Below are 12583 nucleotides of genomic sequence, written 5' to 3'. Positions count from 1 at the left end.
TTGTAATTTAATTTCAGGAGTTATTGTGACTGATACTTTCAATACAGTAGAAACCCAAGCGAGTTATGGCATTGGTTACCAAATGGGCCAACAACTACAATCTAACCCTTTTGACGGTTTAGCAATTGATGCAGTTGTTGCTGGCTTAAAAGATGCGTTTGCGGCTTCTGCACCTCAAGTTGACAACGATACACTTCGCGATGCGTTCGGTGAAATACACAACCGTATGCAAGCGGCTAAAGAAGAAGCTAGCAAGGCTGTAATAGAAGCAGGCACTAAGTTTCTTGAAGACAACGCAAAGCGCGACGAAGTTAACGTAACTGAATCTGGTCTACAATATGAAGTGGTTGCTGAAGGCGAGGGTGATTCACCGGTTGCTGAAAGCACGGTTAGAGTTCATTACCACGGCACCTTAACTGACGGTACAACATTCGACAGCTCTTACGAGCGTGGTCAGCCTGCAGAGTTCCCAGTAGGCGGTGTAATTAAAGGTTGGACTGAAGCACTTCAAAGCATGAAAGTTGGCGCAAAATGGCGTTTATATGTGCCGCATGATCTTGCCTATGGTGAGCAAGGTGCTGGCGCAGCAATTGCACCTTACAGTACTCTGATTTTTGATGTTGAATTACTCGACATTCTAGGTTAATCAGCCTGTTGGGGCGCAGTATTTTGCTGCGCCCCAATCTCTACTAAAAATCATCTGGTGTAGTAAAGTACCATCAATAAAAATCTTGTTTTGTGAAAAACACTACCTATTAAAAGTACCTTCCGTAAAAAACATCTTCAGTAGATTGGCCTTTTAGCAAGACCATATTCAATACCCCTTCCTTTGCGTTATGCTGTGTGATGGAATAAACAATTTTCGATCTGCTCCGAGTTGTTAATCGCAATGACGGCATTACAATAGCGCCACGCTTAAATAAGGAAAATTATTATGGTTATTAAGCCTAAAGTGAGAGGCTTCATATGTACAAACGCGCATCCAGCGGGCTGTACAGCATCAGTTAAAGAACAGATCGCATATGTACAAGGTCAGGGCGACCTAGGTGATGGACCAAAAAACGTACTCGTTATTGGCAGCTCAACAGGCTATGGCCTGGCATCTCGAATTACTTCAGCCTTTGGATATGGCGCTAAAACCTTGGGTGTATGTTTTGAAAAAGCCCCAACGGAGAGAAAAACAGGTACCGCTGGTTGGTATAACACCGCCGCTTTTCATAAAGAAGCTAACGCCAAAGGTTTATACGCAGACACTGTGAACGGTGATGCATTTTCTGATGAGATAAAAGCAGAAACTATCGAAAAGATTAAGCAAAATATCGGAAAAGTAGACCTTGTTATCTACAGCCTTGCTTCACCGCGTAGAACAGACCCAGAAACGGGCGTTACCTATAAGTCTACTTTAAAGCCTGTAGGTCAGGCCTATACCACTAAGACCTACGATACTGATAAAGACAAAGTGCACGATGTATCTTTAGAGCCAGCAAATGATGATGAAATTCTCAATACCATCAAAGTAATGGGTGGAGAAGACTGGGAGCGCTGGATGGACTTTCTTCGCGATGCCGATGTGCTGGCCGAAGGGTGCAAGACAACTGCCTATACCTACATTGGTAAGGAATTAACCTGGCCTATTTATGGGCAAGCGACTATCGGTAAAGCGAAAGAAGATTTAGACCGCGCTGCTGCAGCTATTATTGGTAAAAATAGCGATTTATTTGTTGAGGCTAACGTCAGTTCGCTTAAAGCACTTGTTACTCAAGCAAGTTCAGCAATTCCCGTGATGCCTCTTTATATTTCGCTTATTTACAAAGTGATGAAAGAAGAGGGAACGCACGAGGGGTGCATAGAGCAAATTCACGGTTTATTCACCCAGTGTCTTTTTGGCGATAACCCCATTCTTGATGAAGCCAATCGTTATCGTATGGATGCAAAAGAAACCAACGACGCGACGCAGGCAAAAGTTAAGGTGTTGTGGGACCAAGTTACACAAGAAAACTTTCATGAATTAAGTGATTACGCTGGCTATCATCACGAATTTCTTAAGCTATTCGGATTTGACATAGAGTCGGTAGATTACGAGCAGGATATGGATCCTCAAGTAAGTTGGTAAGTCCAAATTAATGTTCTAAAATGTGTTTAAAGCCGCCTGTGAGGGCGGCTTTTTTACAGCTTCTTTAACACCTTAAAAGCAAAAATTAGCTGATAAAGACCATAGGTTTACATTAAATTGTCGAAATTTTTGTCTTTATATGTGATTTGCGTGGCACAAAGGTATTGGTTAATGCTAAAATCCCGATATTAAGTGAGAAGCTTTTGACGGTGTTTCGCTTATACAACAGTAACGAATTTGATATCAGAGTTATCGCAACAAATAGTTCAATTACTGTTGTTCAATAAAAACAGGGCGAGAAGCCCGCATTAGGAACAAACCGTTGCGGCAACGTAGCAAGCATACCGCGACCTTATCGGTAAGTTCCGCCAATCAAAACAAAAAGGTGTTTAGCACCTGTTACTAGTACGCTTTTGCATGCTGACAGGCAGGATAACTGCGGTTATGCAAAAGGGTATTTATATTAGAGTAGTGCAATTACATATGATAAAAATCAAGAAAGGTCTCGACCTCCCAATTGAGGGAGCGCCAAAGCAGGAGATTGCTGATGCATCTGCTGCAACGCGCGTTGCCATTCTGGGAGAAGAATATGTGGGTATGCGCCCTACCATGCACGTCCAAGCTGGCGATGTAGTGAAGAAAGGCCAAGTTCTTTTTGAAGATAAAAAGAACCCTGGCGTTAAATTCACTGCACCAGTTGCGGGTGAGGTGGTAGAGGTTAATCGTGGTGCAAAACGAGTGCTTCAGTCTGTAGTCATCAAAGCAAACGGCAGCGATGCTGTTAAATTTGATACGCTATCTGCTGAGCAAATCTCAAGTGCTTCACGAGAGCAGCTTCAATCAATCCTAGTGGAATCTGGCATGTGGACAGCGATTCGTACGCGTCCATTTAGCAAATCGCCTGCGTTAGATTCTGTACCAAACTCAATTTTTGTTACAGCAATGGATACTAATCCACTTGCAGCCGATCCGGCTGTGATTATTGCTGAGCGCCAAGAAGACTTTGCAAATGGTCTGAAGGCATTAACGCAGTTGAGCGGTGGAAAGACTTACGTTTGTAAAGCACCAGGTACATCGGTAGCAACCGGTGATGCCGCGGTAGACGTAGAAGAGTTTGGTGGTCCACACCCAGCGGGTCTTCCAGGTACGCATATTCATTATTTAGATTCTGCTGGCATGAACAAAACCGTGTGGCATGTTAATTACCAAGACGTGATCGCCATTGGCGCGTTACTGACAACAGGTGAACTTGACAGCCGACGTGTAATTTCAGTAGCAGGTCCTGCAGCTAAGAATCCACGCCTTGTTCGCACAACGATGGGTGCTGATTTAGCAGAACTAACAGAAAATGAACTTGTTGACGGCGACGTTCGCGTTGTGTCGGGCTCTGTACTTAACGGTACAACAGCACAAGGTGTTCACGGTTATTTAGGTCGTTTTCACACGCAAGTATCATTATTAAAAGAAGGTCACGAGAAAAAGCTCTTTGGTTGGATTACTCCAGGCTCAGACAAGCACTCAGTGACACGTGCCTACCTAGGTCATTTAGGTGGTAGCAAGAAATTTGATATGACAACAACTACCAATGGTTCTGAACGCTCTATGGTTCCAATTGGTAATTATGAACGCGTTATGCCCCTAGATATCATTCCTACGCTTTTGCTTAGGGATCTGATTTCTGGTGATACTGACAGTGCTCAGACATTGGGTTGCTTAGAGTTGGACGAAGAAGATTTGGCATTGTGTACATATGTATGCCCTGGCAAGTATAACTATGCTCCTATTTTACGCGACTGTTTGGCCACGATAGAGAAAGAGGGTTAAGTCATGGGTTTAAAAGCGTATTTAGAAAAAATCGAACCGAACTTCGAGCCAGGTGGTAAGCATGAAAAGTGGTATGCGCTTTACGAAGCTGCGGCGACCATCTTTTACACGCCAGGCAAAGTAAATAAAGCAAACACTCACGTGCGCGACAGTATCGATCTTAAGCGCATAATGATCATGGTTTGGATGGCAACATTCCCAGCTATGTTCTTTGGTATGTACAACATTGGTTTTCAAGCGCAAGACGCGATTGCTGCTGGTGCAGGTACACTGCCAGATACGTGGCAGGCAGGTTTGTTCTCAGCCCTAGGCGGAGACTTATCGAATGCAGGCGTACTAGGCATGTTCTTCTACGGAGCGTGTTTCTGGTTACCTATTTATGCCACTACCTTCATTGTAGGTGGTTTCTGGGAAGTGCTTTTTGCTTCGGTGCGTAAGCACGAAGTTAACGAAGGTTTCTTCGTAACCTCAGTACTTTTCGCACTAACGTTACCTGCAACAATTCCTTTGTGGCAAGTAGCATTGGGTATTACCTTCGGTGTGGTTATCGCCAAAGAAGTATTTGGCGGAACAGGCCGTAACTTCTTAAACCCAGCATTGTCTGGTCGTGCGTTCTTATACTTTGCATACCCTGCACAAATTTCAGGTGACCAAGTATGGGTAGCAGCAGACGGTTACTCAGGTGCAACGTCACTAAGCCAAGCGGCATCAGGCCAACTTGACTACGCAAACATGGATCACTGGATGAACAGCTTCTTGGGTACTATCTCAGGTTCTGCTGGTGAAGTATCGACCCTTGCGATTATTCTTGGTGGTTTATTCATCATGTACATGCGTATTGCAAGCTGGCGCATCGTTGCCGGTGTTGGTCTTGGTGTAGCGTTCTTTGCAACATTGCTAAATCTAATCGGTAGCGATACTAACGCGATGTTTGCAATGCCTGCATACTGGCACTTTGTAGTGGGTGGACTTGCCTTCGGTATGTTCTTTATGGCAACAGACCCAGTATCGGCTGCATTCACAAACCAAGGTAAATGGGCTTACGGCTTCTTCATCGGATTCATGACGGTATTAATACGCGTATTGAACCCAGCCTTCCCTGAAGGTGTGATGCTAGCGATTCTATTTGCTAACTTGTGGGCACCATTGTTCGACTATTTCGTCGCGCAGAGCAATATCAAGCGGAGGGTAGCACGTGTCGGCTAAGAAAGAATCTTTAGGCAAAACGGTAGGTATTGTTGTTGCCGTATGTTTAGTATGTTCAATTGTTGTATCTGGCGCGGCCGTTGGCCTGCGCTCGCTACAGCAGACGAACGCTGCTCTTGATAAGAAGAGTAATATCCTTAACGCCGCAGGCCTATACGAGATGGGCATGAGCAACAGCGTTATTGAAAGCACTTACGCCGAGCGTGTTGAACCGCGCTTCGTTAATCTGGATAGCGGTCAATTCGTTGAAGCGCCAACTGCAGATTACGATATGTATAAGGCTGCTAAACAAACTGAATACAGCACGCAAGTAACAAACAGCAATGTTGGTTTCCAACGCCGCCCTGACGTAGCCAGTGTTTACTTGGTACGTGACGCACAAGGTGATGTTTCACGCATTATTCTTCCAGTGCACGGCAGCGGACTATGGGATCTTATGTACGGCTTCTTAGCGCTAGATGCAGACGGACAAACTGTTCGTGAGCTTATTTACTATCAGCAAAAAGAAACGCCAGGACTAGGCGGTGAGGTTCAAAATCCAGCGTGGCAGGACAAATGGGATGGCAAGGAAATATACGAAAATGGTGATGTAGCCATTCGAGTAGTAAAGAATGCTAACCCAAGCAATCCTCACACAATTGATGCGCTTTCAGGTGCGACCCTAACAAGTAACGGTGTAGAAAACACAATTCGTTACTGGGTAGGCGAGCAAGGCTTCGGCCAGTTCCTGAAGAACCAAGCATGGCGTTCATAAGGGAAGTCTCATGGCAGATACTAAAGAAATGAAAAAGGCCCTCTTTGGGCCAATCTTGGACAACAACCCGATCGCCCTTCAGGTATTAGGGGTATGTTCAGCACTGGCAATTACCACAAAGCTAGAAACAGCGTTGGTAATGTCATTAGCACTAACAAGCGTTGTAGCATTCTCAAACTTGTTTATCTCACTTATTCGCAACCAGATACCTTCTAGTGTTCGAATTATTATCCAAATGACAATCATTGCCTCATTGGTAATCGTTGTTGACCAAATATTGAAAGCGTATTCGTATGAAATTTCGAAACAGCTGTCGGTGTTCGTCGGATTGATAATTACTAACTGTATCGTAATGGGGCGTGCAGAAGCCTATGCGATGAAGAGTCCACCTCTTATGAGCTTCCTTGACGGAATTGGTAACGGCTTAGGATACTCTTTCGTTCTAGTAGTTATTGGTACCATCAAAGAACTATTTGGCTTCGGTACTATTCTTGGATTTGAGATCCTTCCGCTTGTTCAGAACGGTGGTTGGTATCAGGGTAACGGGCTGTTAATACTGCCATTCAGTTCATTCTTCTTAATCGGCGGTTTGATATGGTTTATCCGTACTATCCGTCCAGAGCAAGTAGAGCCTAAGGAGTAAGTCGTGGAACATTATTTGTCGTTATTTGTTCGCTCAATATTTGTTGAGAACATGGCGTTATCACTTTTCTTAGGTATGTGTACCTTCTTGGCGGTATCTAAGAAAGTTAAAACTGCAATGGGTCTTGGTGTAGCAGTAATCGTTGTGCTTGGTATATCAGTACCTGTTAACCAAATCATTTACGTTAATATCCTTGCTCCGGGTGCGCTTGCATGGGCAGGCTTCCCAGAAGCTGACTTAAGTTTTCTTAACTTTCTAACCTTCATCGGCGTTATTGCTGCGTTGGTACAGATATTAGAAATGAGTTTGGATAAGTTCTTTCCAGCGCTATACAACGCACTTGGTATCTTCCTACCACTAATCACAGTTAACTGTGCAATTTTTGGTGGCGTAGCATTTGCCGTTCAACGTGAATATAACTTGACCGAAAGTGTAGTTTACGGCGTAGGAAGTGGTATCGGTTGGGCAATTGCTATTGTGCTATTGGCCGCTGTACGTGAAAAGCTGAAATACGCAGATATGCCTGACGGTATTCGCGGTCTTGGATCGGTATTCATGATTGCGGGTCTTATGGCGTTAGGCTTCCAGTCATTCACTGGTATTCAGCTTTAATCGAGCTCGGGAGCATTTAAATGAATAACGTAGAAATTTATCTAGGCGTCGGCATGTTCATTGCCATTGTATTGGCACTAGTATTCATCATCATGTTTGCCAAGTCTAAATTGGTTCCAAGTGGTGACGTTACTATTACAATTAATGGTGATCCGGACAAAGCTATTAAAACTGAGCCAGGCGGCAAGTTGCTAGGTGCGCTTGCAGATGCTGGTTACTTTGTATCTTCAGCGTGCGGTGGCGGTGGCTCTTGTGGTCAGTGTCGCGTAGATGTGCATTCAGGTGGTGGTGAGATTTTACCTACCGAGCTTGATCACATCACTAAAGGTGAAGCACGTGAAGGCTGCCGTTTGTCTTGTCAGGTTGCGATTAAGCAAGACATGGAAATCGAACTTGAAGAGTCGGTGTTTGGTGTTAAGAAATGGGATTGTGAAGTTATCTCTAACGATAATAAAGCAACCTTCATCAAAGAACTGAAACTTAAAATTCCTAACGGTGAAAGTGTACCTTTCCGTGCTGGTGGTTACATTCAAATTGAAGCACCTGCTCACCATGTTAAGTATAAAGAGTTTGAAATTCCTGATGAGTACCGTGGTGACTGGGAGCGCTTTGGCTTCTTTGACATTGAGTCTAAAGTAGATGAAGAAACCATTCGTGCATATTCAATGGCGAACTACCCAGAGGAAGAAGGCATTATTATGCTGAACGTGCGTATTGCTACGCCGCCGCCTAATAACTTAAGCCTACCTGCTGGTAAAATGTCATCGTACATTTGGAGCCTTAAAGAAGGTGATAAAGCGACTATCTCTGGTCCGTTCGGTGAGTTCTTCGCGAAGGACACTGAGAACGAAATGGTATTCGTAGGTGGTGGTGCTGGTATGGCCCCAATGCGTTCACACATCTTCGACCAGCTTCGTCGTCTAAAATCATCGCGTAAGATGAGTTTCTGGTACGGTGCACGTTCACTTCGTGAAATGTTTTACACAGAAGATTTCGACGAGCTAGCTGCAGAAAACGAGAACTTCCAGTGGCATGTAGCGCTTTCTGATCCACAACCTGAAGATAACTGGGAAGGCGAAACTGGGTTTATTCACCAAGTATTGCTAGAAAGATATTTGAAAGATCACCCTGCCCCAGAAGATTGTGAGTTCTACATGTGTGGGCCACCTATGATGAACGCTGCCGTTATCAACATGCTTAAAGAGTTAGGTGTTGAAGACGAGAACATCATGCTAGATGACTTCGGTGGTTAATCTACGCAAATAAGTTTAAAAAAGGGGCGTAAGCCCCTTTTTTGTTTGTGTTAAAAATAGAGTAAGGAACCTATTGTGATTCGATTTTTTGTTCGAATTCTATTAGCTGTTATTGCCATAGCCATGGTAATGCTTGCAAGCTGCAGCGACAAAAGTCGTCCTGTTGTGCATCTGCAGGGACAAACTATGGGCACAACATATAATGTTAAGTATTTGGCAGATAAAGGTAAGGCGGTAGAAGGTCTTCAGGCAGAGATTGATGCGCGTTTAGTTAACGTTAACAAAATGATGTCAACTTACGACCCCACGTCTGAGTTATCTCGCTTTAATCAGTATCGTTATACCGATAATTTTCCAGTTTCTGATGATACCTTACTTGTAGTAAATGAGGCATTGCGGCTGGCCAATTTAAGTGGCGGTGTATTAGACGTTACAGTAGGGCCGTTGGTAAACCTATGGGGGTTTGGCCCCACTAAGCGACCTGAAAAAGTCCCTTCTCGTGATGATATTGACAATGTTCGCAATTTTGTTGGTTATCAAAAATTAGGTACTACTCAGACAGGTCTAAAGAAACAGCATCCTATGGTGTATGTTGACCTATCTACCATTGCGAAAGGCTTTGGTGTTGATGAAGTTGCTGAAATTCTAGAACAGTACAATATCGAAAACTACCTAGTTGAGATTGGTGGTGAGATGCGAGTTAAAGGGCTGCGTGGCGATGGTAGCGAGTGGCTAATTGCTATTGAAAAGCCAGTGACTACTGAGCGCGCAATTCAAAAAGTGGTGTCGATTGGAACAAACGCTGTGGCTACGTCTGGTGACTATCGTAATTATTACGAAGAAGATGGCATGCGCTATTCTCATCTTATCAACCCAACCACAGGATACCCAATATCCCACAACTTAGTGTCGGTAACCGTCATTCATCCGTCATCAATGACTGCAGATGGTCTTGCCACGGCATTCAATGTAATGGGATGGGAACAGGCTATTGAAGTGGCAGAGCAAGAAAGTCTTGCTGTATTCCTCATTCGTCGCACAGAAGATAGTTTTGAGGAGTATGCGTCGCCAGAATTTGATAAACTGGTTACAGTACATAACTAAGGGGATAACTAAGGGGTAGGTATGTCTACATTTATTCTCGCATTCGGTTTCTTTTTGACCATGGTTGCAGCCATGGCCATTGGTTACTTGGTGCAGCGAAAAACTATTTCGGGAAGTTGTGGCGGATTAGGCGCAATCGGTATAGAGAAAGCCTGTGACTGCCCAGAACCTTGCGATCGCAAAAAGTCGCGCATGGAAAAAGAAGAAGCCCGCCAGAAAAAATTAAACGAATGGAAACAAAACCAAATTTTGTAGTTTAATACGCGACCGTACAACTTTTCCAAAATAAATAAAGCCGCTAGTCATCAATAGCGGCTTTTTTGAATCTGATAATGTCCTTACCTAATACATCTGCTCAAACATCAAAAGCCAATGCAACACTGGAATAAGTCTTCGCTAGTCGCTACTATACTGTCTATATGTACAGCTTGGTGTAAGTGTGTGCTTCAAAACTACACTATCACCGCAATGCGAGTTTAAATGCGAAAAATCATCCACGTTGATATGGATTGTTTTTATGCCGCAGTGGAAATGCGGGATAATCCTGCGCTTAAGAATATTCCCATCGCGATAGGAGGAAGTTCTGACCGCAGGGGCGTGATTTCAACGTGTAACTACCCAGCAAGAAAATACGGCGTACGTAGCGCAATGGCTACCGCTTATGCCATGAAGCTGTGCCCAAATCTTACCTTAGTAAAAGGCCGCATGGACGCTTATGCCAGCGAGTCTCAAAAAATTCGTAAAATTTTTTCTGACTACACAGACATAGTAGAGCCATTGTCATTAGATGAAGCATACCTTGATGTGACTAAAAGTCAGTTTTGCGGCGGCAGCGCTACGTTGATAGCTCAGGAAATCCGCGCAAGAATCGAAAGCGAATTAGGTTTAACCGCATCAGCAGGGGTCGCCCCATGTAAGTTCGTTGCAAAAGTAGCGAGTGATGAAAACAAACCCGACGGCATTTGTGTAATTACGCCGGATAATCTTGATGAGTTTGTTCGCAATATGCCCCTTAAAAAGATACCTGGAGTGGGTAAAGTGACAATGCAAAAGTTGTCACGCATGGGGCTAAATACCTGTAACGATGTGAGACAGTATCCGTTTGAACGAATACAAAAAGAACTTGGGAAGTTTGGCAGTGTATTGTGGGAAAGGGCCCATGGTATTGATGAGCGCGAATTGTCGGTGTCTCGCGAGCGAAAATCAATTGGTGTAGAGCGTACCTTAAGTGACGACATTCAGACGATTGAACAGTGCAAGGCATTCCTTCCCCATCTACTCGAAAAGCTCCACGAGCGCATGGAAAATCACAAGAAAAGAACCGGGAAGCCTGTGCGTTTGAGAACACAAGGCGTTAAGCTTAAGTTTAATGATTTTCAGTTGACTACCGTTGAGCATCGACATGCCATGCTTGAAGAGCATTACTTTGCAACGCTGATGGAAGAGGCTTTTGAACGGGCTAAAGGACGGGGAATACGCCTAGTAGGAATACACATAGGTTTAGCTGCCCATCAATCAACACAGCAATTGATCTTACCTTTTGACGATTAACGCCAAGCCAGCCTAGCTAAGCAAATAGCGCTAAGCCATCTAACAAACGCAATCTTATGATAAAGCTAGCTAAAAATAAGGACTCACAATGGAAACGAAACAGCTAATTACTCCAGGCCGCTACAAGCATTACAAAGGCAATATGTACGATGTGTATGAGGTTGCCACGCATTCAGAGGATGAATCGAAACTGGTGGTATACAGGCCCTGTTACGGAGAACGTGCACTGTGGGTTCGCCCTCTCGATATGTTTACAGAAACAGTAGAGCGTGACGGAAATGAAATCTTGCGCTTTGCTTATGTGGGCGATATTCCTGACGGTGAAAAAATGATCTAATACGTCGATTTAGCCATAGTGAATGCATAGTAAATTTTATGCTTAATATCGGCCATTAGTTAATGCTAGTTAAGGTTAATCGTCCGCAAAATCGTTAGCAACTAATTAGCATTGCCAATCAAGCTGCTACATTTTAGTAATCGATAAAATGGCTGTTAAATTAATAGCGTTAAAGTAGTTGCAGCATTGCAAGTACAGGTTACCCACCCAAGGAAATAAGAATGAAAACAGCAAAAAAAGCATCGACACATTCACTGTCGGTAATAGCGGCAGCAATAGTTGCACTATCGGCGGTAGCGTTACCAACCTCTGTATCATTTGCCCAAGATAGGTTCGCTAATGTTGAAGTAAAAGCAACACCTATTAAAGGTGCTGTGCATATGCTAACGGGAATGGGCGGTAATATTGGTGTCTCCGCGGGTGAAGATGGCGTGCTTATTATTGATGATCAGTTTGCTCCGCTTGCGGAAAAAATTGCCGCACAACTTGGCGAGCTAGGCAGTGACAAACCTAAGTATGTGATAAACACCCATTATCACGGTGACCATACAGGCTCGAATGCCTTTTTCCACAGCCACAAAGGCGCCACCATATTTGCTCACGAAAACGTTCGGGTACGTTTAGCGGGAGACGAGAACGTTGAGCCTGACGCCTTGCCAACTATAACCTACGAAGACGGTATCAAAATATATTTTAACAACGAGACGGTACATGTGATGCACCTTCCTGTGGGTCATACCGATGGTGACAGTGTTGTATGGATCGAACAGCCAAATGTTATGCATACAGGCGACTTATTTTTTAACGGCATGTTTCCCTATATAGACCAAGGAGCAGGCGGCAATGTAGTAGGGTATATGGAGTCTGTAGAGCATATACTGACGAAGATAGACGATAGCACCATGATTATTCCAGGCCACGGTGGTGTAGGCACTAAGGCGGAATATACGACATTCCTTAACATGATCAGTGAAACTTTTGATTATGTAAAAGCCCTTAAGCAAGAAGGCAAAAGCCTCGATGAGGTAAAAGCAATAGGGCTTGAAGATAAGTGGACTAAATGGAGTTGGAACTTTATCAACGAAGAAAAATGGATCAGCACGCTTTATAACGATGCATAACTAACGCTCGTATGTACTAGAGCCGTAGAAGAGTACTTATTTTTTGTTCTACGGCTTCTAGGCAC

At 44.0% G+C, this 12583-nt stretch carries 13 protein-coding genes; all 13 read left to right on the top strand.

Annotation, left to right across the window (positions count from 1 at the left end; translation table 11 throughout):
• Positions 1-25 precede the first annotated feature (25 nt).
• The 13 genes from O9X84_RS16085 to O9X84_RS16025 all read left to right on the top strand — a co-directional run bounded on the left by O9X84_RS16085 (position 26) and on the right by O9X84_RS16025 (position 12518).
• Complete coding sequence (locus O9X84_RS16085; RefSeq protein WP_269520703.1) at positions 26-646, top strand: FKBP-type peptidyl-prolyl cis-trans isomerase; 621 nt, start codon at positions 26-28, stop codon at positions 644-646.
• 288 nt (positions 647-934) lie between these two features.
• Entirely contained in the window at positions 935-2113 is a 1179-nt protein-coding gene (fabV, locus tag O9X84_RS16080) for an enoyl-ACP reductase FabV (RefSeq protein WP_269520702.1), read from the top strand.
• A 483-nt stretch (positions 2114-2596) separates the two neighbouring features.
• Positions 2597-3937 carry a Na(+)-translocating NADH-quinone reductase subunit A gene (locus tag O9X84_RS16075; protein WP_269520701.1) on the top strand — a complete coding sequence of 447 codons (1341 nt, stop codon included), beginning with the start codon at positions 2597-2599 and terminating at the stop codon, positions 3935-3937.
• 3 nt (positions 3938-3940) lie between these two features.
• A complete protein-coding gene (locus O9X84_RS16070) occupies positions 3941-5143 on the top strand; it encodes an NADH:ubiquinone reductase (Na(+)-transporting) subunit B (RefSeq protein WP_163107325.1) in 1203 nt (400 codons plus the stop codon).
• A complete protein-coding gene (locus O9X84_RS16065; protein WP_163107326.1) occupies positions 5133-5897 on the top strand; it encodes a Na(+)-translocating NADH-quinone reductase subunit C in 765 nt (254 codons plus the stop codon). Before O9X84_RS16070 ends, O9X84_RS16065 begins: the two co-directional genes overlap by 11 nt.
• Before the next feature lie 10 nt (positions 5898-5907).
• Positions 5908-6540: an NADH:ubiquinone reductase (Na(+)-transporting) subunit D gene (locus O9X84_RS16060; RefSeq protein WP_032095524.1), complete on the top strand. Its 633-nt coding sequence runs from the start codon at positions 5908-5910 to the stop codon at positions 6538-6540.
• Between the two features lie 3 nt (positions 6541-6543).
• The gene (gene nqrE / locus O9X84_RS16055) at positions 6544-7152 is read left to right on the top strand and encodes an NADH:ubiquinone reductase (Na(+)-transporting) subunit E (protein WP_032095525.1); all 609 of its coding nucleotides are present in this window, start codon (positions 6544-6546) and stop codon (positions 7150-7152) included.
• Between the two features lie 20 nt (positions 7153-7172).
• Positions 7173-8405 carry an NADH:ubiquinone reductase (Na(+)-transporting) subunit F gene (gene nqrF, locus O9X84_RS16050; RefSeq protein WP_163107327.1) on the top strand — a complete coding sequence of 411 codons (1233 nt, stop codon included), beginning with the start codon at positions 7173-7175 and terminating at the stop codon, positions 8403-8405.
• A gap of 75 nt (positions 8406-8480) precedes the next feature.
• Entirely contained in the window at positions 8481-9509 is a 1029-nt protein-coding gene (locus O9X84_RS16045) for an FAD:protein FMN transferase (protein ID WP_269520700.1), read from the top strand.
• A gap of 21 nt (positions 9510-9530) precedes the next feature.
• Complete coding sequence (nqrM, locus tag O9X84_RS16040) at positions 9531-9764, top strand: (Na+)-NQR maturation NqrM (RefSeq protein WP_032095528.1); 234 nt, start codon at positions 9531-9533, stop codon at positions 9762-9764.
• Positions 9765-9989: 225 nt separating this feature from the next.
• The gene (dinB, locus tag O9X84_RS16035) at positions 9990-11060 is read left to right on the top strand and encodes a DNA polymerase IV (RefSeq protein ID WP_269520699.1); all 1071 of its coding nucleotides are present in this window, start codon (positions 9990-9992) and stop codon (positions 11058-11060) included.
• An 88-nt stretch (positions 11061-11148) separates the two neighbouring features.
• On the top strand, positions 11149-11397 hold the full coding sequence (locus tag O9X84_RS16030) for a DUF1653 domain-containing protein (protein ID WP_269520698.1): 249 nt from the start codon (positions 11149-11151) through the stop codon (positions 11395-11397).
• Positions 11398-11618: 221 nt separating this feature from the next.
• The gene (locus O9X84_RS16025; RefSeq protein ID WP_269520697.1) at positions 11619-12518 is read left to right on the top strand and encodes an MBL fold metallo-hydrolase; all 900 of its coding nucleotides are present in this window, start codon (positions 11619-11621) and stop codon (positions 12516-12518) included.
• The last annotated feature ends 65 nt before the right edge of the window (positions 12519-12583 follow it).

Origin of the sequence: Alteromonas sp. BMJM2 (assembly GCF_027257845.1) — a bacterium.
In the GTDB taxonomy this organism is placed as follows: Bacteria; Pseudomonadota; Gammaproteobacteria; order Enterobacterales; family Alteromonadaceae; genus Alteromonas.
Note: the sequence above shows the minus strand (reverse complement) of the source record. Positions and strands in the feature narration are given on the sequence as shown.

What these genes read in the sequence shown, in the direction of transcription:
- O9X84_RS16060 (WP_032095524.1), top strand. Translation starts at nt 5,908, where the DNA reads ATGGCAGATACTAAAGAAATGAAAAAGGCCCTCTTTGGGCCAATCTTG.
- O9X84_RS16075 (WP_269520701.1), top strand. Translation starts at nt 2,597, where the DNA reads ATGATAAAAATCAAGAAAGGTCTCGACCTCCCAATTGAGGGAGCGCCA.
- nqrF (WP_163107327.1), top strand. Translation starts at nt 7,173, where the DNA reads ATGAATAACGTAGAAATTTATCTAGGCGTCGGCATGTTCATTGCCATT.
- dinB (WP_269520699.1), top strand. Translation starts at nt 9,990, where the DNA reads ATGCGAAAAATCATCCACGTTGATATGGATTGTTTTTATGCCGCAGTG.
- O9X84_RS16070 (WP_163107325.1), top strand. Translation starts at nt 3,941, where the DNA reads ATGGGTTTAAAAGCGTATTTAGAAAAAATCGAACCGAACTTCGAGCCA.
- O9X84_RS16025 (WP_269520697.1), top strand. Translation starts at nt 11,619, where the DNA reads ATGAAAACAGCAAAAAAAGCATCGACACATTCACTGTCGGTAATAGCG.
- O9X84_RS16030 (WP_269520698.1), top strand. Translation starts at nt 11,149, where the DNA reads ATGGAAACGAAACAGCTAATTACTCCAGGCCGCTACAAGCATTACAAA.
- nqrM (WP_032095528.1), top strand. Translation starts at nt 9,531, where the DNA reads ATGTCTACATTTATTCTCGCATTCGGTTTCTTTTTGACCATGGTTGCA.
- fabV (WP_269520702.1), top strand. Translation starts at nt 935, where the DNA reads ATGGTTATTAAGCCTAAAGTGAGAGGCTTCATATGTACAAACGCGCAT.